We start from the raw sequence: 20,344 nt of genomic DNA, 5'->3' as shown, positions 1-20,344 counted from the left end.
ACGAAGGGCAGTAGGCGAGATACTTAGAAAACTATGTGAATGGAAAAGTGTGAATATTATTGAAGCGGAGTGCTGCGTAGATCATATTCATATGCTTTTAGAAATACCACCGAAGATGAGTGTTTCATCATTTATGGGGTATTTGAAAGGAAAAAGTAGCCTGATGCTATATGAGCGATTTGGAGATTTGAAGTTCAAGTACAGGAATCGAGAATTTTGGTGTCGAGGGTATTATGTAGATACGGTAGGAAAAAATACCGAGAAGATACAAAGTTACATAAAGCACCAACTAGAGCAGGATAAAATGGGAGAGCAATTATCGCTCCCGTACTCAGGTAGCCCGTTTACGGGCCGCAGGAAATAGTCATATGCAAATGTCAGATCACTATGCGCCTGCTAGGGCGCTGCCAGTAGGAAAGCCTTATAGGCGCATATGAAAAACCACCGGCTATGCCGGTGGATACTTTTTTTTCTGTTTATGGTGAGTTAAGGGTTCTGAACGTATTAGGCTGCTTGAATATGAGTGGTGATATACGGCTGCCAGGCGTTTTGGTAGAGCTCGATAGATTGGCGACGAAACTGGTTAATTTGCGCCTTTTCAATATCATGTAACGCTCGCTTCTCTAATGCGGCGACACGTTCAAACTTCTGGATCTGTTCATAGAAACGATGCTCGGGGCCATTTTTCACATCGGCAATGGCTTTAAGATGTAATTGTACTTCTGCAATGACATTGGTTTTAGGAAGTTGAACCAGTAAGTTTAAATCGCGATAGCCCGATGCGGCAGGCGATTTAAAGCGGTTCTTTACTTTTACGATACTGGCTTCTCGGCTTAATACCTCATAAGCCTCGACTAAGCTTGGTACATCATTTGCCACCAGGGTTGTTCTGGCTAAATCTGTGATCCTATCAGCTCGCCCACCTAATTCATGTTCTATTTTGTTTAATGCTCGTTCACGTGATTTCACGCCAGAAAAGTGAGCCTCTGTTGATGTCAGTAAAGCAGTACTTCTGCACAATGTTTCAAGTTCACGTTGAGCTTGGTGAGCTTTACTGTAGAGAATTTCAAAATCGTTGTAGGGTTGCAAAGGCTGGTTGTTGGTGGACTGGATGCCATATAAACCGCTTAAACTATGCTTGAACAGTTTAGATGAGAGTTGATTTTTCGATTCACCAACCTTGGCATCACTTTCTGAATTGAACGGAACGGCTGCAAAGGCAGGGGCTCTGCTTAGTACTAAAAGCATCAGTGCCGTAGTACGTAAAAATAGGCTCATTCATTCTCCTTAACTTAGTCTAGGTAAAAGGTGAAACCAAAATAGACCTAAACACGTGATAACCAGAGTCGCTTGCTATGAGATCTTGGGCTAAACAAAGTGAACTCAATAGCTCGTGGAACAATTAATCCATAATTTTGCGCTTTATCACAGGTCTTATCTTCAGACGCCTCGCCAGGCTATCTGTTCAATTTGATGTGTTACCAAGTGTATCTAATGAGGATGAACCAAATATGAACATCTTTATCTGTCTTTATGCTGTTTGTTTAACCCGTTGAGGATTCACTTATTAGTCAGTAGTATGTACTTTGTCTGGCTGTAGATTTTAATCGTAGAGTACGAAGATAATGAAAGATCCCGAGTTTTGGCACAAGAAATGGGCCTCCAACCAAATAGGATTTCACTTAGAAGATGTGAACCCATTGTTGATCGAATATTGGCCTCAACTCTCACCTCAACGAAATGAAAGTGTATTTGTACCATTGTGCGGAAAAAGTGAAGATTTGATATGGCTCGCTTCCCAGCATGAACAGGTTCAGGGTATAGAGCTGAGTGAAATTGCCGTTCGTTCCTTTTTTGCCGAGCATTTTTATACGCCAACGGTCACTCGCTTAAATGGAGCGCATGAACTGTATCAGTTTGATGAACTGATGATTTATACCGGAGATGTTTTTAGTGCGCCGCTAAAAGCGGTTGAGCTTATCTACGACCGAGCGGCGTTAGTTGCGCTGCCCCCTGAAATGCGAAAGGAGTACGTTACTCGCTTGCTTTCATTGTTGAAAGAGGGCGGAAGGGTGCTGCTTGTGACGCTGGATTACGTTCAAAGTGAAATGACGGGTCCTCCATTCTGTGTCGCCAAAAATGAAGTTGAGTCGTTATTCACTGACTGCAAAGTGACGTGTCTGTTTCGTGACGATGCTGATGACAATCACCCTAAAATCAGTCAACGAGGATTAAGCCGTTTTGCTGAAGTCGTGTGGTTAATTGAGAAGTAACAGACTATGCTTAAATCGTTTATTTATACATCTTATACAACAATAAATAGATAGGTTTTAGGCGTTTGATGAGAGCAAGCCATTACGTCTATATCAGCCGCTCTAATACTAAGGAAAAACTATGGGTTTGTTTAGTCGGAAGCCAAACAGCAATCAACAGTCTAAAAAGAGTAGTGATGAACTGGTGGTTGATTCAATAAAACGCACGATGGCTTATATTGAGTTTGATCCACAAGGACATATTCTGACTGCCAGCTCTTCATTCTTGCAAGTGTTGGGTTATTCATTATCGGAAGTGGTGGGCCAGCATCATCGAATGTTCTGTGAAAGTGAATTTGTTAATGCGCCTCAATATAGTCAACTTTGGCAAAATTTAGCGCAAGGTAAAACTCATGCGGGTACGTTTTGTCGTTTAACTAAAAGCCATAATAAAGTGTGGATTGAAGCTACATACATCCCAGTAAAAGATGAGCAAGGAAAAGTGGTTAAGGTGGTGAAGATTGCCAGTGATATCACTGCTGCAAAAGAGAAATTGGATAGGCAAGTGGCCGTATTTGAAGCTGTCGATAAGTCAATGGCGGTGATTTCTTTCACCCCCGATGGGACGGTTGTTGAGGCGAATCAAAACTTTTTATCCTGTGTTGGATACAAATTGGCAGAAATCGTTGGTAAGCATCATCGACTTTTTTGTGATGATGAATTTTATAAAAAGGATCCTAATTTTTGGGCGTCGCTCGCTAGCGGCCATTTTAAAACGGGATTATTTAAACGTTTTACAAAACATGGTGATGAAATTTGGTTAGAAGCGACTTATAACCCCATCTTTAACGAAAAGCATAAAGTGATTGGTGTGACTAAGTTTGCAACTGATGTCACGCAACGAGTACTGCAAGCTCGGGCGATTAAAGAGGCAGCAGCGGCTGCGCATCACACCTCACAAGAAACGGTTAATATAGCTCAACTAGGCACCACCACTTTAGCCGAAGCCGCTTCCATTGCTAAAGAGATTGATAACGCGATCACTAAGGCGAATACATCGATGACGCAACTGGCCAACCAGTCGCAGCAAATCACCAAAATTGTAACCACCATTACAGGCATAGCAGAACAGACTAATTTGCTGGCGCTCAATGCCGCTATCGAGGCTGCGCGTGCCGGGGAGTATGGCCGGGGTTTTGCTGTGGTTGCTGATGAGGTGCGCTCATTGGCCTCCAATACCACCAAAGCGACCGATGAAATTGGTAATATTGTTAAGCTCAATAGCGAACTGACCAACAGCTCGACATCGATGATGGGGGCAATTCAAGGCCAAGTCACGGCATGTAACAGCAAACTAGAAGAGACGCAAAAGCTGATTGATGAAATGAGAAAAGCCGCGGACAGTGTGGTTGGCACGGTCAGTGAACTGATTAAATAGTAAGGCTCTGCAGCGAGTATTGTTGGTGAAGAAAATGAAAGCGAGCCTATAGTGGCTCGCTTTGCGTTTTTACAGAATCACTTGTACGCTTTTGGCACATTGAATTGCGTTGTGCAAAGCCTGTTTGAGTTCTTTATCTTTCGCCAGAGCAACCCCAAGCCGACGGCGTCCATCAATGTCTGGTTTACCAAACAGACGAAGTTGAGTGTGTGGGATAGACAGTGCTTCATTTATTCCATCAAATTTAAGGTTAGTGGAGGTGCCTTGACCTAAAATAACCGCAGATGCCGATGGCCCATATTGGGTAATACTGTTGATTGGCATACCCGTGAACGCGCGCACGTGTAACGCAAATTCAGACAGCTCTTGTGAAATGAGGGTGACCATTCCCGTATCATGTGGGCGAGGGGACACTTCATTGAAGATAACATTATCGCCTTTTACAAACAGTTCAACACCAAATAAGCCGTAACCACCGAGTGAATTAACCACTTGTTCTGCTACATATTCAGCGGCTTTAATTGCGTTAGCCGACATCACTTGTGGTTGCCATGATTCGCGATAATCCCCTTCCTCTTGTCGATGGCCAATGGGAGCGCAGAAATGGACACCATCCACTGCTCGAATCGTCAAGAGAGTAATTTCGTAGTCGAAATCGATAAATCCTTCGACGATCACTCTCCCAGCTCCACTGCGGCCACCTTCTTGAGCGTATGCCCAAGCGCGGCTAATATCCTCTTGCGTCTTAATCACACTTTGGCCTTTACCTGATGAACTCATCACAGGCTTAACTACGCAAGGCATACCGACATGCTCAATCGCCAGTACAAAATCATTATAGTCATCAGCAAACTGATAAGGAGAGGTAGGTAAGGCAAGAGTTTCTGCGGCTAAACGGCGAATGCCTTCACGGTTCATCGTCAATTGAGTGGCCGTTGCGGTGGGGACCACGTTTAAGCCTTGCGCTTCCAGTTCAACCAGCTTGTGAGTGGCAATTGCTTCAATTTCTGGCACCACGTAGTCTGGTTTTTCGAGTTCGATAATGGCTTGTAGCGCATCGCCATCGAGCATATCCAATACGTGGCTACGATGCGCCACCTGCATTGCTGGAGCGTTGGCGTAGCGATCACAGGCAATCACTTCTAAACCAAGGCGTTGGCATTCAATTGCCACCTCTTTGCCCAATTCTCCGGAACCAAGCAGTAAAACGCGGGTGGCATTTTCACGTGTAGCAGTACCAAACATAGTGAATCCTTACATTCAAGCAATAGGTAATAGCGAAAACAGCCAAAATCATACTAAAATTAAGAATAAAAGCAAACGTTTGCCTTTGTGATGAGAGATGAGTAATTTCCTGTTCGTGCTGTCGATAGAGTGGTTTGTGTAATACGCAGTAAACGAACTCATATCTGTACAAAATTAAGGCTGAAATAGCAATTAATGTGCAGTAAACAGCATTCGAGAAACTGCGTTAAGAATATGAAGTAATTTCAGTCTAAGGTTTATGTGGGATTGACTAAGAAAAAGACACCTATGGCTATGAAAACTTTCTTACGTTTGCGTTTTATAACTCTACACACGAAAACTGCTCTGTTGTTTTCTGTCGGGTTGGTTGGGATCATTCTTAGCAGCTTATTTATTACTCGCCACTTTTTTTTATATAGTTTGAATGAACTTGAATCAATTGAGATTCATCGAGATAGCAATCAAGCTCAGTCGGTCATTCAAGATCTTTTAGTACAGCAAGAAAAGCGTTCTTATGATTGGGCTTATTGGGATGAAACTTATCTGCTGCTGTTGAATGGCGACACTCAATTTGCTGAGCGCAACTTGTATCCTGATTCCCTCGATACTTTAGGTTTAGACGTTTTGGCTTTCATCACCGAATCCTCGCAATTGGTTGAATACTTATGTCGGGATATTGAACCTGGCACAAACTGTTCGTTAGTGGAACAGTTGATACGCTCACAAGGTGTGAGCGACCATTTAATTCAGATGCATCACACACTTGATGAGGATAAAACTAGCCGATCTGGCCTCATCCGTGTGGAAAATAGTGTGTGGGTGGTGAGCCTAACTCCGGTGCGTAACAGTGAAGGTACGGCTGATGTTGTGGGGTGGATGCTATGGGGACAGCACTTAACCCGCCGTTTCCCTTCTCAGTATCAGAACCTACTAACCGCTAAAAATGACATTGTAGTTACCGATGCTCCTGTGATTTTACCTGTTAGTCATAATCAAGAGGGTATTGAAAGAGATCAAAATAATATCACGCATTACACCTTACTCAGTGATATGACAGGGCAACCTATTGGCTATCTAAAAACCTGTGCTCAGCGGCTTTACTATCAAAAAGGGAACGAAACTTTTTATTATTTGATTTTGACGATCATCATTGCGGCCGGCTTTGTCGCCGTGGCTACTTTTGCTCTGTTTCGCAGCAAGGTAGCCAAACGGTTTGAGAATTTTGAGCGTGGAATCAATCAGCTGATTGAAGAGAGTGCATTCTCTTCACAATCGAATGATAAACAAGATGAGTTTGAACGAATTACCGAACTTGTCCGTTCACTTGCTGCCTCATCCTCCTTGGCGGAAGATAGGCTTAAAGAGACGTTACAGAAATTTGATGCACTCTATCAAAGCCAAAATCTCGGAATGTTGCTGGTGGTTGATCGCTTCATTGTCGATGTGAACCAAGCCTTGTTGGATATGCTTTCTTATTCTAGAGATGAGTTGGTTGGAAAGGTTTTAGATGAGTTTTGTATTATACAAAATGATGTGGTGTGCAGCAGTGAATTACTCTACCAAAATATAGAACAAGGGATGCGTGAATTTGAGGGACATGTTGTTACAAAGGGTCAGCAGCGTTTAGAGTGTCTTATCGAAGCTACATTGATAGAACAACGTGGGCATCGCTCTATCATGCTATCGATTACTGATATCAGCGAGCAAAAGCAGCAAGAGCAGCTTATTTACGACCTTACTCATTGTGACCCAGTGTCAGGTTTACTTAATCGTCCAACGATGATGAGCCAAGTCCAGCCTTTGATTGACAATCCGACTGAATGTGGTGGGTTTTCCGTGCTCTACCTACGGGTTAAAAGACTAAAAGAAATTTCAGAAGTGTACGGACACAGTGCTTACGATATAGCCGTTAAACATTTTTCGGCTACGCTTAGAAACCGTTTCAATACGTCCATAATGGGACGAATTAGTGAATATGAATTTATGGTGTGTGAGTTGGGTAACGGGGCAACCTCTTTTTTGATTCACAGAGGCACTAAGCTTATCGATAGTTACAAGAGGAAGACTGACATTGGCGGCTTGGAACTCGATTTGAGTGTGGAAGGCGCTGTGATTGATTCACAATTGCCGATCGATTCTTTCGAAACTTTGGTTCAAAGTGGTTTTTATGCCATTCAACAAACAGAGAAAGCTGGAGCCAGCCTGGTTGTTTCAGTGACACAAGAATTGTTTGTTCATGCCCAGAAGTCGTTAGCGATCAATCGAGATCTCATCTCAGCTGTGAAAGATGGTCATATTATTGCTTACTATCAGCCGATTGTTCGTGCAGACAGTGCCGAAATCATTGGCTTTGAAGCTCTAGCTCGCTGGGAACACCCTCAACTTGGTATGGTTTCGCCAGCCGTATTTATCCCTTTGGCTGAGCAACGTAAAGTGATCATTGAATTGGGAGAGCAGATACTAGGCCAAGCCTGCCAATTTATTAACGAACTGCAAACGCAGTCGCAATTTTCGTTGGGTAAACGGCTAAGTATTCACGTCAATCTTTCTAGCCCGCATTTCTACAGTAAAAAATTGGTCGGGTACTTATCAGTATTGATTGAAAAATATCAAATTGAACCGGGACAATTAGTGCTCGAATTGACGGAAAGTATGTTGTTGGGGGCTGAAGAAGAGACGATCAAACGCATGGATGCGATAAAAAAACTCGGTATACAGTTGGCGCTTGATGATTTTGGTACGGGGTATTCCTCGTTTAGTACATTGTGTGATTTTCCATTAGATATAGTGAAGTTAGACCAGTCTTATATTTCCACATTGGAATCCAATGACAAAGCCAAAACCTTGGTGCGCAGTATTATCAATATGTCGCAAGAGCTAGGCTTAACTACCGTGGCTGAAGGGGTTGAAACTGCTTCGCAACTGCGCAAACTCAAAGTCTGGAATATTGATGAGATCCAAGGCTTCTATTTTTACAAGCCGATGAGTAAACAAGAGGTGTTCGATAATTTGTTGGGCGGAAAGGATATGCGGTAAAACCTGCACCATCAAAAGGCAAAAATCCCCATGCGTTGGGGATTTTTCACTAGAGCGCCTAAACCACAAGATAGGAAAGAGGAATGTCTGGGTTAATTACTTCCAAGGTGGCTTGAGTATCGGCTAAATGGCTAATACTGCCATCAGACATCTCAACTAATGCGGCTGTGACAATATTATCAAAGCGTTGGCCATCCATCATTAACTGAACAAGAGCAACTTGCAATGGTGGTAAGCTTGGGTTGAATGCGGCATTTTCAGCATACGCACCGACGTAGGTTTTACCATTCTCAACTTGCAGGGCAACACCACTGAGATTGTTGGTATAGGGTGCGTAACTGCGGTTTAGGCCATTAAGAGCTAAGCCAATGAGTGGGTCATCTTCGGTAGTTGTTTTGCCGTGGTTAGCGTCTGCCATTAGACCAGAATCAACACCTAAATCGGCAGGACCAAATGATTCAGGTAGGTACTCTTGCAGTGACTTCTCATCACGCTGTGGTAGCTGAATGGCAAGCGAGTCTGCGGTCGTAAGCTCATTCATAAACTGACGGCAGTGCCCACAAGGGCTGAAGTTGATGGTAATGTCAGCAACGCCTTGTTCACCTTTCATCCACGCATGGCTGATGGCACATTGCTCGGCGTGTACGGTTTGGCCTAATTGTGCACCGGAAAACTCCATATTCGCGCCAAAGTACAAACGGCCCGATAAACCTCTGACGATGGCTCCCACGTAAAAGTTTGAAAGCGGTACATAAGCATAGGCGGCCGCAAAAGGCAGCAGTGCAACGCGCAATTCCGCATCGTCTAAGCCAGAAAGAGAAAGCAGTTGGTTGAACTGTTCTGGTGATAGGGTTGCGTCAAAATCATCGCACAGCAGAATGGGCGACAAAAATTCTGCAACGGGTTTTGGCGTATCAGCTAGCGCCTGTTCAATACGGCTTTTCATAATGAGTCCTTATCTATGTATTGACGAATATTCTAGGCGAAGAATGAAATTTTACTGAGATTTAAGTCACGTAATTTAATGTAACGTGATTTTGGTTTTCACATTTAGAGTGAGGTCACACATGAAATCGATTACAGTCAGCCTTAGAGTGAGACACGTCTACAATCAAAATCCATGAGTAGACGTATCTTTGATTTCTGTTGGCACTCTATAGCGTGGACAACCACATTGAAAAAGCAAAAAAACTTGGAGCAAGTATCGATGTGATTACGCCGCACACGACTAATGCAAGTGAACTAAATGCTGCGTCACGTGGATCTTTTTCAGCGCAGGTTGCTGTGCCCAGCGCATGAGATACGGTGCCCATGGTTAAGCCTTTAGCAATGGGATGCGTAATGTTGAGAAGGTTATAGATAGGGTAGGCGAGAATCGCGCCAAACAGCCCTACAATGACCACTAAAACGGCGGCAATGGCTGGCTCCCCACCGAGGTTACTGGAAACTTCCATCGCAATCGGTGTGGTAACTGATTTACCCAGTAGGCTGGCGATTAAATGTATATCCGTTTGAAGATAAACAGCAATTAAGCTGGCTGTGAGCATTGACATAGCACTGCCCACCCCGCAGGCGAGGGCAATGATGCGCCAATTTGAGCGGATCTGAGGCAGTTGTTCATAGAGAGGATAAGCCAGCGCCACCACGGCCGGTTGCAACAGAAAGCTCAGCCACTGGTTATCAGCATAGTAACTGGCATAAGGAATGTTAAAAAATAGCAAGATAGGAATGATGATCACAAGGCTGAGCAGTAACGGATTCATTATGGCCGTTTTGCATTTTTTGCTGATCCAACGTGTCAGGAAAAAGACCGCAATTGTGAGCAATAACCACATCACTTATTCCCCTTTTTCAAAAAACGATCCAACCCTAAACCCAGACAAACTAATACGATCAGCGTACCGCCCACCGCGCTGGCAAGAATCGGTATGGCGTTACTCATCAATAAATCAAAATGCTCGATTAATCCGACACTGATAGGGACAAATAAAATGACCATATAACGGATAAAAAGACTGGCACTGGGTTTTACCCATTCGACAGGCACGAGCCCACTTGCCAATAAACTAAACAGAATTAGCATTCCGATAATACTGCCCGGAATGGTGATGCCAAGCCAATGTTGAAGATTGATACCTGCCATCAGGCAAAGGAAAATCAGCCCCATAGAGACCAAATATTTTGCAATGGTATTCACAATAAAAGTCGGTGCCTTGTTGTGCCTAAACTATTTTCGGAAATGGAATCGCAGCGTGTTGGTTTGAAACCTGACAGCGCGAAAACCTCGTACATTAACTCGCGATGTCTTCCACATAACGGTAAACGGATTTTAAAATAGCCATTTTCTTTTCGTCACTGCTGTGGGTGTGAACTAAGTTCTCTAAATTGAGCATGTACTCTTCAAGGTGGCTTTCGAAATAATCACGACAGTGAGTTGCCCAACGTCTTTGCTCTTCGTCACTTAATGTCAATGGGTAATGGCGAGCGCGGTAGCGAAACAGCAAGGGTTCGATGCGCTTATCGCTAAAACTAATGTCTAATGCGGCGAGGTTGACAGGGTCAGCTTGGCGAATGATCTCCATCGCCGCTTTGTCGGCCGGAGAGAAGAAACCGTCGTAGAGTTGAGTATCGACATCGTCACTGTGCTTATATTCGCGCTCAATTGTGTAGAGGCCAATCAGCTTTTCTCTGATCTCTGGGTACTGCTTGATGAGCGCTAAGTGTTCAAGACACAAGTTTCTATCGACCCCGATATGGTCTGCATTTTCGGCCGTTAATGTTTTGGCCGGCGCAAGGATAGGGCATTTATTGAGATGCACTAATTTGATGGGCACTGGCAATTCATCTTCTGCCAACTCTTCGCGTTTGGTATATAGACGTTGATGCAGTTCTTCGCTGCTTAAATCGATCAGGGGTTGAGGGTTTTTGGCAAGGTCCACCACAATAACCGCATTTTGATTGGTGGGATGCCAAGCAATCGGCACGATCCAACTGGTGTATTGGCATTCTCGGCCTAACATACCCGATACGTGCATTAAAGGTGTCATGTTGACGATATCAATCAGATCATTGAGTTTGCGTTTATGGCGCATGTTAAAAAAGTAATCAAACAACTTGGGTTGGGCGGCTTTTACTTTTTTGGCCAGCTCAATGGTGGCGATAACATCAGCCATAGCATCGTGGGCATTCGCATGTTCGATGCCATTGGCAACTGAGAGATGCTCCAACTTAAAACTGGTAAAGCCTTCGTCATTTTCGGGCCAGTTGATGCCTTCTGGGCGTAGCGCATGGCAGGCGCGCATCACATCAAGTAAATCCCAGCGTGAATTGCCGTTTTGCCAGCTCCAAGCATACGGATCAATGAAATTACGATAGCAAGTGTAACGCGTTACTTCATCATCAAAACGAATACTGTTGTAACCAAGACTGGTGGTGTTGGGTGTGGCGAGTTGTTGATGAATTTTGGCGATAAATTCAGGCTCTGGCAAGCCTTGGGCCACCGCTTTTTGTGGAGTGATACCCGTAATAAGCGCCGCTTCTGGAGAAGGCAGATAGTCTGCTGGTGGTTGGCAATAGATGACCAGTGGTTCGCCAATAATATTAAAATCCATATCGGTGCGAACGCCCGCAAATTGGCTCGGACGATCTTTCGCAGGGTTGACTCCCCACGTCTCATAGTCGAGGAAAAAGAAAGTAGGCGGGTGCTCTTGTCGCATTCGATAGTATCCAGTCGCTGAAATTTAAGGTTTATTAGACCATTGCCCGTGTGACATAGCAATGTGCGAAGCATGCTCTGATGAGGATTTGAAATGAAAAAGCCGGCGCATTGGCACCGGCTTGGAGAAAAACGAGAACGTTCGATACTTTCTAGGCTTGCTGTTCTTGAACTTGTACCTGTTTACCGTTCAGTAATCGGCTGGTAATGGTACCTGCCGTCATTGAGCCTGAAACGTTCAACGCGGTGCGGGCCATATCAATCAAGGGTTCAATGGAGATAAGCAGTGCTGCAATCGTCACTGGTAGGCCCATCGCTGGTAGCACGATTAAGGCTGCAAAAGTGGCACCGCCACCGACGCCGGCAATACCAAATGAGCTGATTGCGATAATAGCCACTAGCGACAAAATAAAGTGCACGTCCATTGGATTAATACCGACGGTAGGAGCAACCATCACAGCGAGCATGGCTGGGTAAATACCAGCGCAGCCGTTTTGACCAATAGTGGCACCGAATGAAGCCGATAGGTTGGCAATTGCTGGTGGTACGTTCAGCTTAGTGATTTGCGCTTCTACATTCAGAGGAATGGTTGCCGCTGAGCTACGTGAGGTAAACGCGAAGGTCAACACTGGCCAAATTTTCTGAAAATACTCTTTAGGGCTAACGCCTACAAAAGAAACCAAGATACCGTGCACCACAAACATCAATGCAATGGCGACATAAGAGGCGACAATAAAACCGAGCAAACTCAGAATATCGCCCGCACTTGATGTAGCGACAACTTTCGCCATCAACGCCGCAATACCGTAAGGGGTTAGTGCCATCACCATTTTCACGAGGCGCATCACAATCGACTGTATCGCTTCGACAAAGGTGCGGATTGGCGTTTCTAGCTCGGCTTTCTCTGACATTACTTTACGCGCCGCAATACCCGTTAGTACGCCAAAAATAACCACAGCGATGATCGAGGTTGAGCGAGCACCGGTTAAGTCGGCAAAAGGATTGGTCGGAATAAAGCTTAATAGCATTTGAGGAATAGTTAAATCACTCACAGTAGCGGCGCGGCTTTCTAGTACAGCAATACGCGCCGTTTCACGGCTGCCTTCAACGAGGCCGTCTGCTGTTAAACCAAAAGCTTGGGTGACAAAAATACCGATCAATGCCGAGACAGCGGTCGTCAGCAGTAAGATAGAAATGGTCAGGCCAGAGATTTTACCCAGCGAGCCACCTTTATCGAGCTTCACAACCGCAGCGATCATCGACACCAGCACCAAAGGCATAATCACCATTTTTAGCAAACCAACATAGCCGTTACCGACGACGTTGACCCAGCCTAATGTTTCCTTGATGGCCACATGTCCTTCACCAAGAACCACTTGTAGAGCAAGGCCAAATGCGCTGCCTAGGATCAACCCAAGTAGTACTAAGCGTGAAAGAGTGTGAGATTTTTTCTGCTGTCCGAAGAGAAAAAACAGAATGCCAATAAATACTGCGAGTGCGGCAATGGCTGCAACTGACATGATGCGACACCTTAAAAGTTGTGTACCCATGATTACGTTGATCGCCGATGAGCGATGTAGTCGATAATGCTAGGTAAAAGGGGAATAAAAGCGATGAAACGCAACCATATCTTTTAACGTAGGTTAATCCAAAGACAAAATCAGCATGATTTAGAACAAATGGTTATCAATCTTTCTATTGTGCTGGTAAATGAACCGATCGGTGAGTTATTTAAGCAAGTCATTGATACTTCTTGAGCAAGGCAAGCATATCGCGAGAGTGCAAAATATCTATGGCGTGTGGTTGTATCGAGCCGAGCTCTACTTAACTCACAAAATCTCGCGAGTTCAGCTGATGATCTGAATAATTTAGTGAGTAAGTTTAAGACCCAGTAATTTCTGGGGAGATTTTTTATACCTAACCCATTTGAAGGAGAGAAAGTTAACCACTGACTTGTTGTTTCCATAAACGTGCGTAAAGTCCTGCACGTGCGAGCAACGCTTCGTGAGTACCTTGCTCGGCCACTTGTCCATCTTCGATGACGATGATGTTATCGGCATGACGAATCGTCGATAACCGATGTGCAATACTGATCACCGTTCGATCATGGCAAATGGTTTCCATGTTGCTCATGATGGCCGCCTCTGACTGATAATCGAGCGCTGAAGTCGCTTCATCAAGCAGTAAGATTTTTGGGTTAACTAACAATGCGCGAGCCAGTGCAATGCGTTGACGTTGCCCGCCAGATAAGTTGGCACCTCTTTCTCCTACTTGTTGTTCAAACCCTTGTGGCAGCGCTTCAATAAAGCTTAACGCACCAGCAAGCTTTGCAACGTTTATCAGCTCTGCATCGCTTGCATCGGGTTTACAAAGACGAATATTGTCGGCAACGCTGCCTGCAAATAGCATGCTTTCTTGCAGCACCACACTCATGCTGCGCCTTAACGAGACCGGATCTGCAATGGCGAGATCCATACCATCGACCAAGACTTGCCCATGCAAAGGTACATAAAGACGCTGTAGCAGTTTCGTTAATGTACTTTTTCCAGATCCGGAAGGCCCAGTAATACCAATAAATTGCCCCGGAGCGATGGTCAACGAGAGATTCGCTAAGACTTCCGGTGCATCGATATGATAACGGAAGCGAACATTTTTAAACTCAATGCCTCCTTGAACAGAAGGGATGGAAGCAAGGCCATCTTTACTATTTTCAGCCGGTTCGTTAAGAATGTCGCCTACGCGACGCAAGGCTACTAAGGTGTGCTGGAAATCTTGCCACACTTGCGCAAGTCGCAAAACGGGTTGAGTAACATGCCCTGCTAGCATATTGAAGGCGACCAATTCACCGGGGGTGAGCTGCCCATTGAGCACTAAATTGACTCCCCACCAAAGTAAAATGGCAGCGGCTATTTTCTGCACTAAGGCAATCAATTGCCCAGCAATTAAACTGGCTTTTTGGGCTGAAAACGCGCATTCAATTTGTCGACTGAGTATTTGCTGCCACCGTTCTAAAAATCGAGCTTCCGTTGCGGTTGTCTTGATTGTTTCTATACCCGTTATAGATTCAGTCAGGAAGGTGGTTGTCTCTGCTTCTGCGTCATACTCTGTCGTTACCTTGTGACGAACCCAAGGTCCAATACCTAACCACAGCAGAAAATAAATCACTAATGAACCGATAATCAGCCCGGTGAGCGCTGGCGCATAATGAAACATCACACCAATAAAGAGGGTGATAAAAATGAGATCCAAGAGCAGCATTAAGGTTGAGCCCGTCAAAAACTGACGTATTTGCCCCATTTCCCGTACGCGGGCGATGATTTGCCCCGTTTGACGCTGCTTGAAATAACTTAATGGAAGATTAATCAAATGCCGATACAATCGCCCTGATAGTTCTGCATTGACTTGACTAGAAAGATGACCAAAAACCGTATTGCGCAAATAACTGTAAAGAGGTTCAGCAATGGCCAGTGCAAGCATAGCCAGCGCTAAAACGTGCAAACTCGACAAACTTCGCCCCACAAGAACCTTATCAATAACGGTTTCAAAAAGTTTGGGACCAAACAGGGCAAACAGTTGCAGCACAATCGAATACAGAAACACATCACGTAGCTGTTTTGACTGACGAAGTACCGAAGGCATAAACCAGCGGAGGCCAAAAGCGACATCGCTTGGCTCTATACTCTGCTCAATCAGTAATAAGACCTCATAACAGGAACTTGACGATCCTTGCGCCAACGGAAACTCGAAATAGCGCTGTTTAATTGGATCGTACAAGGTCCAACCATACTCGTTTAGCGCATGAATGACATGCCATTGCTGACGGATTTTGACCAATGCAGGTAGCGGGATCGGCTCGCTTCCTCTGACGGTGATCATTCGGCTTTTCAGACCAATAGATTGAGCGGCTCGCTGAATGTCGAGAGCACTGAGCTCATTTTCGGCAACGCCTAGTGTATGAATCAGTTGTGATGGCGTGACTTTCTTATCAAATGAAAGGCTGGCAAACGAGAGGGCCGCTAATGCGCCATGGCTTTCTTGATCATGAACCGTTGAGACGGTGTTGGTTAAGGTATCCACTCTATTTTTCTCGCAATGCTTCAGCTTGATATTCTCGGATTGGGCTGAGTAGATAATCGATGATCCGACGTTGGTCGGTTTTAATCTCAGCCACGACAGACATACCGGGCAATAAGGCAACAGAGGCACCATCGACCTCAATTGTGTGGTTTAACAATTGCACTTGAGCGGGAAAAACCAACCCAAGTTGCTCATCCATTGTCGAGTCTCTAGAGACGTGGACCAATGTTGCCGACAAGGTGCCGTAACGCGTATAGGGAAAGGCATCAATTTTCAACGTCACGGGTTGGCCAGCATAAATAAAGCCAATGTCTTTATTGAGAATTTTAACTTCGGCGACTTGTACCGAATCGTCAGGCACAATAATCATCAAATTTTGTGCTGGTTGTAAGACTGCCCCAAGGGTGTGAACACTCAATTGCTGTACAGTGCCAGTGACAGGAGAGCGAACCACTTGTAATCCTTCGTGTTCACGCACTTTGTCCAGTTCATGTTGCAGCGCTGAGAGTTGTAGGTGTGCTTGCTGACTTTTGTCTTGCCACTCTCTGGCTTTTTGCGCACGCAGCGCTTTTAAACGCTCTTCTAGGTTGAGATATTGCTTTTGCAGCACATGTTGTTGTGATGTTTGCTGGGCTAACGCTCGTTCGGATTCTAATAACTCTTTTTCCTGCTCCAGATACTGCACTTGACCGATCAAACGCTGTTGCTTGAGCTTTTTTTGAGCATCAAGGCGCTGAGTAATATTACTCACTAACTGTTTTAAGCCTCTGATATCGACCTCAAGTGAGGACTGGGAAGCAAGATTGACCTGCATTTCAGCACGCAAGTTTTTCAACACCGATGTAAATTCGTTTTTTTCAGTATCAAAGCTGTCGATGACCTCTTGCTGCGCCGAAGGTGCCAATGCCAAATACAGGGGATGTTGAGCTAGAACAGCCTTACCACGTAAAGCTTGATACTTGAGAAATTCATGGGTTTGATAGCGTATTTGATGACGCAAACGTTCAATATCTTGGCTAACGCCTAACGTGTCCAGAGTCAGTAAGGGCACTCCTTTTTCGACACGTTCACCATCCGTCACATGGATTTGTGCTACTCGGCTTTGTTCGTAAGACTGAATCACTTGTGAGCGCCCAGGGACTAACAGCCGCCCGTTTGCGGTCGCTTGGATATCCAATTTTCCCCAATAGGTCCAAAGTAAGGTGAGCAGTAACCCTACACTTAGCGTGATGGCGGTGATGCGAGCAAACGGAGAGGGCGGGCTCTGCTGTAGTGCAAGATGGCCGGGTAAAAACTCAAAGTAGCCGTTCGTTTTCGAGCGCTTAGAGCGAAGCTTCTTTAACTGAGAGATCATACTCGCTCATCCTCTTGTTTTAATGCTTGTTGCAGTTGCCACAGCTGGAAATATTTGCCTTGCTCTGCGAGAAGTTGTAGATGCGTGCCTTGCTCTGCAATCTCGCCTTTTTCCAGCACGATAATCCGGTCACACTCTCTTACCGTAGAGAGGCGGTGTGCAATGGTAATAACGGTACGCCCGACGGCAATTTGCTCCATATTGGTTTGAATGATGGCTTGTGATTCATCATCTAAAGCGCTGGTGGCTTCATCAAGAATCAAAATCTTAGGGTCTGCAAGCAGTGTGCGGGCAATGGCTAAACGTTGTCGTTGTCCGCCTGAAAGTGACTGCCCCCCTTCAGCTAAAATCGTGTCGTAACCCAGTGGCAGCTTTAAAATAAACTCATGAGCGCCCGCTAATTTTGCTGCTTGCACAATCTCATCCAAGTTGGCTTGTGGCTTTGAATGGGCAATGTTGTCACTAACACTTTTACTAAAGAGAAAGTTCTCTTGTGATACCACCCCCAACTGGCGACGCAATTCATGAACACCGATCTGTTTGAGTGGGGTGTTATCGAACATGATTTGGCCTGATTCAGGGCTGTACAGCTTGAGTAAAAGCCGAGCCAAGGTGCTTTTTCCCGACCCCGAGCCACCGACCACTCCAATTTTCTCACCCGCTTGGATATTGAGTGAAAGCTGATTGATGGTCAGCGGTAAATCGGGTTGATAACGGAAACTCACTTTACTGAGAGTGATCGCACCTTGCAGCTGTAGGGGATGGCTGGCTTGCTGCTGTTCGGTGGGCAAATTGAGTAGGTCGGAAAGTTTATCGACTGCAATTTGTGCTTGTATAAATTGTCCCCACAGCTCGACGAGCCGGGCAAGAGTTTGTGCAACATGACTGGCGAGCATGTTAAAAGCGATCAGTTGACCTATGGTCATTTGTAACGCGAGCACTTCAGATGCGCCAATCCATAGTAGAAAGACGCTCGCTATTTTTTGGATGAACTGCACTGCGTGGCTAGAGCGGTTATTCCACTGCTGAACCACATAGTTGCTCGATATCATCTGTTCGGTTTGAGTATCCCAACGTCGAATAAAGCGAGGTTCAGTCGCTAAGCTTTTAATGGTATCACTCCCCGCGACGGTTTCAGTTAGAAACGAAGTGTTGTGTGCCATATGGGTAAATTGTTGTTCAATCGCTTGTTGCAGCCTTGGGGTTAACCACCAAGCCAAAAAGAGATAACACGGCAGTGTGGCCAATACCAATAAGGTTAGTCCGCCAGAAAGTAAGCTCATCACATAGAAAAAGATCACGAGAAAAACGAGATCAATCGTGAGGGTAAACATCGAACCTGTGATGAACTCGCGTATGGTATCGAGCTCTCTTACTCGAGTCACAATCGCCCCAACTTGCCTTGATTTGAAAAACAGCAGCGGCAAACCAAACAGATGGTGAACCAATTTAATGCCAAGCTTAATATCAATGCGGTTAGCGGTATGAGCATATTGATATTCGCGTAAACCGCGTAGCAATACCTCAGCTATTCCAGAAATAACTAAGACGAACACTAAAACATCGAGTGTCGAGTGGGCTTGATGCACTAATACTTTGTCCATCACGACTTGGAAAAATAGCGGTGTAATAAGTGCAATAACTTGCAGTACGAAAGAGAATAAAACAATCTCAGCGATTAAATGTTTATGTTGCGATAATTCAGGTAAGAACCAACGAATATCAAAAGAGGATTGCTTTTTTTTGATATCTAGCGTTTTTCCATTCCAATTCTGTTTTAAATAGCTTGTATCTACTACTTTTGGGGTATCTGAATTACATGGATGAATTAAACATTTATCCTGTTCAACTTTAGCTAAAATAAATGGGTGATTATTTTTGTTAAATAAAATAATCGGTTTCTTTATTTTAGTAATTCTAGTAAAAGACTTCGCTTTATTAGTAGTGACTAAATAATTTCTTCCTTTTAAATCTTTTATTATTGAATCAATTGCACTGGATGGCGTTCCATTAGAGATATCTAATTTTATCTCACGAATTCCGATCAGCGGTAAGTAGACTGATAAGCAATGTAGCATGGCTTTTTTTTCATTTAAATCAGTCATATATTTGATTCTTCAAGGGCCAGAAAAAGAAAGGGGGCGGATCATATCATTAATATCAATAGATGCTCAAATATTATCTGGTCTGATTAGTTAATTGTGGTTTTTAAAGGTTTTAATTATCAGTTGCTTGTATTCGGTAATATTTTGGTTTTGTTAATTTATTCATGAATTAGCGTTATTGTATGGTTGCATGCCATTGAAATGCTGTATAACATTAAAAATCATTTTTGGGTTATCGCTACTTTTTTATAAGTGGCTTTAATCTTTTTTTATTTTCTTTTTAAATTATGAGGTGAGTTATTTATGTCTGAGAAATTCGTTCAAACTGTATCGAGTGTTAATTATAATAAAGGTGTTTTTTCTCTCTATTTTGTTGGACAGAATCAATCCAACATGGCAAACGGTATTATGGCGGAAAGTGATACGGACTTAGAGCTAAAAGAAGTGATTCATATGCCTGCTTCTGGTTTTATGTATATGGTTTCGATGGTTAAGAATATGCTTGAAGATCCTCGTATGAACGAAGAGTTAGAAAAATTAATTGCCGCAGGTTTTCTACCATCACCGAGTGAAGCACCTCAAGAGAACGAGAGTGGTATTGAGCCTGCTAAAAAACGCGTGACACGCACGAAAAAATAAAAGGTGGCTTAGCGTATGTTGATTCAACATCACGCGGCAAAACTGGATCGTGCAATGATGCAGAAAATGATGGGTGGGATTCTTCTGCTCAGCCAATATTCTCCTCTGCATCAGCGGTACCTTATCAGTGAATGGCAGCAACGGATTATGCCATCATTTGAGTTAAATCAGTTTTGCTATTACGAAGATGAACAAGGACGTCCAATTGCATTTTGTAATTGGGCGTTTTTGTCTGAGCAAGTGAGAGAGTTGCTATTGTCCGGTGAACGAGAAATCGAAGCCGCTGACTGGCGCTCTGGTGATCATATCTACATTCCTGAAATGCTTGCTCCTTTTGGTCACGGACGTCAAATCGTCAATGACTTACGACAGCGTGTTTTTTTGCCGTGGAAAGGGCAAAAAGTGTGTACTGTACGCGGCAAAATCGACACGCAAAACGACCGCTGTATCCGTAAGGTACAGTGGTTTTCTATTTAAATAATA

Annotated in this window: 16 protein-coding genes; 6 read left to right on the top strand and 10 right to left on the bottom strand. The window is 44.3% G+C overall.

Translation table 11 applies throughout. The features are described 5' to 3' along the window. A partial coding sequence (tnpA, locus tag AACT18_RS05440; RefSeq protein WP_094146632.1) for an IS200/IS605 family transposase occupies window positions 1-364 on the top strand: 364 nt, incomplete at its 5' end. A gap of 140 nt (window positions 365-504) precedes the next feature. Here the strand turns inward: tnpA and AACT18_RS05435 are convergent. After that, window positions 505-1,278: a RelA/SpoT domain-containing protein gene (locus AACT18_RS05435; RefSeq protein ID WP_094124747.1), complete on the bottom strand. Its 774-nt coding sequence runs from the start codon at window positions 1,276-1,278 to the stop codon at window positions 505-507. 347 nt (window positions 1,279-1,625) lie between these two features. Here AACT18_RS05435 and AACT18_RS05430 point away from each other — a divergent pair, with 347 nt between their 5' ends. Together AACT18_RS05430 and AACT18_RS05425 are read left to right on the top strand one after the other, a co-directional pair. Continuing rightward, window positions 1,626-2,273 (top strand): thiopurine S-methyltransferase, encoded by a 648-nt coding sequence (locus AACT18_RS05430; RefSeq protein WP_094124748.1) that lies wholly within the window; start codon window positions 1,626-1,628, stop codon window positions 2,271-2,273. Window positions 2,274-2,394: 121 nt separating this feature from the next. Then, entirely contained in the window at window positions 2,395-3,690 is a 1,296-nt protein-coding gene (locus tag AACT18_RS05425; protein WP_094143287.1) for a methyl-accepting chemotaxis protein, read from the top strand. A gap of 69 nt (window positions 3,691-3,759) precedes the next feature. On the opposite strand, the gene purT is transcribed toward AACT18_RS05425, so the two are convergent. Then, window positions 3,760-4,935: a formate-dependent phosphoribosylglycinamide formyltransferase gene (gene purT, locus AACT18_RS05420; protein WP_013856626.1), complete on the bottom strand. Its 1,176-nt coding sequence runs from the start codon at window positions 4,933-4,935 to the stop codon at window positions 3,760-3,762. Window positions 4,936-5,223: 288 nt separating this feature from the next. On the opposite strand from purT, the gene AACT18_RS05415 reads away from it, so the two are divergent. Next, window positions 5,224-7,971 carry a bifunctional diguanylate cyclase/phosphodiesterase gene (locus AACT18_RS05415; RefSeq protein ID WP_237666691.1) on the top strand — a complete coding sequence of 916 codons (2,748 nt, stop codon included), beginning with the start codon at window positions 5,224-5,226 and terminating at the stop codon, window positions 7,969-7,971. A 58-nt stretch (window positions 7,972-8,029) separates the two neighbouring features. Here the strand turns inward: AACT18_RS05415 and cdd are convergent, their stop codons facing one another. The 8 genes from cdd to AACT18_RS05375 all read right to left on the bottom strand — a co-directional run bounded on the left by cdd (window position 8,030) and on the right by AACT18_RS05375 (window position 19,222). Then, complete coding sequence (gene cdd / locus AACT18_RS05410) at window positions 8,030-8,917, bottom strand: cytidine deaminase (protein WP_094125486.1); 888 nt, start codon at window positions 8,915-8,917, stop codon at window positions 8,030-8,032. A gap of 208 nt (window positions 8,918-9,125) precedes the next feature. Continuing rightward, a complete protein-coding gene (locus AACT18_RS05405) occupies window positions 9,126-9,806 on the bottom strand; it encodes a CidB/LrgB family autolysis modulator (RefSeq protein WP_010319624.1) in 681 nt (226 codons plus the stop codon). Beyond that, window positions 9,806-10,138, bottom strand: a complete 333-nt coding sequence (locus tag AACT18_RS05400; protein ID WP_033197434.1) for a CidA/LrgA family protein — start codon at window positions 10,136-10,138, stop codon at window positions 9,806-9,808. Before AACT18_RS05400 ends, AACT18_RS05405 begins: the two co-directional genes overlap by 1 nt. Before the next feature lie 124 nt (window positions 10,139-10,262). Then, complete coding sequence (sbcB, locus tag AACT18_RS05395) at window positions 10,263-11,687, bottom strand: exodeoxyribonuclease I (protein ID WP_017047014.1); 1,425 nt, start codon at window positions 11,685-11,687, stop codon at window positions 10,263-10,265. 151 nt (window positions 11,688-11,838) lie between these two features. Beyond that, window positions 11,839-13,206, bottom strand: coding sequence for an L-cystine transporter (locus AACT18_RS05390; RefSeq protein ID WP_026028454.1), 1,368 nt, complete (start codon window positions 13,204-13,206; stop codon window positions 11,839-11,841). A gap of 421 nt (window positions 13,207-13,627) precedes the next feature. Then, the gene (locus AACT18_RS05385; protein WP_094125485.1) at window positions 13,628-15,763 is read right to left on the bottom strand and encodes a type I secretion system permease/ATPase; all 2,136 of its coding nucleotides are present in this window, start codon (window positions 15,761-15,763) and stop codon (window positions 13,628-13,630) included. Window position 15,764: 1 nt separating this feature from the next. Beyond that, window positions 15,765-17,117, bottom strand: coding sequence for an HlyD family type I secretion periplasmic adaptor subunit (locus AACT18_RS05380; protein WP_094125484.1), 1,353 nt, complete (start codon window positions 17,115-17,117; stop codon window positions 15,765-15,767). Continuing rightward, window positions 17,114-19,222, bottom strand: coding sequence for a peptidase domain-containing ABC transporter (locus AACT18_RS05375; RefSeq protein ID WP_094146631.1), 2,109 nt, complete (start codon window positions 19,220-19,222; stop codon window positions 17,114-17,116). Before AACT18_RS05375 ends, AACT18_RS05380 begins: the two co-directional genes overlap by 4 nt. Before the next feature lie 303 nt (window positions 19,223-19,525). Here AACT18_RS05375 and rtxH point away from each other — a divergent pair, with 303 nt between their 5' ends. After that, entirely contained in the window at window positions 19,526-19,861 is a 336-nt protein-coding gene (gene rtxH, locus AACT18_RS05370; RefSeq protein ID WP_013856638.1) for a protein RtxH, read from the top strand. Window positions 19,862-19,876: 15 nt separating this feature from the next. Next, window positions 19,877-20,338: an RTX toxin-activating lysine-acyltransferase RtxC gene (gene rtxC / locus AACT18_RS05365; RefSeq protein ID WP_017044044.1), complete on the top strand. Its 462-nt coding sequence runs from the start codon at window positions 19,877-19,879 to the stop codon at window positions 20,336-20,338. Window positions 20,339-20,344 lie beyond the last annotated feature (6 nt).

Source organism: Vibrio sp. V04_P4A5T148 (genome assembly GCF_963875605.1).
GTDB classification, from domain to species: domain Bacteria; phylum Pseudomonadota; class Gammaproteobacteria; order Enterobacterales; family Vibrionaceae; genus Vibrio; species Vibrio anguillarum.
The sequence above is the reverse complement of the archived record's forward strand: the minus strand, read 5'-3'. Positions and strand labels throughout refer to the sequence as shown.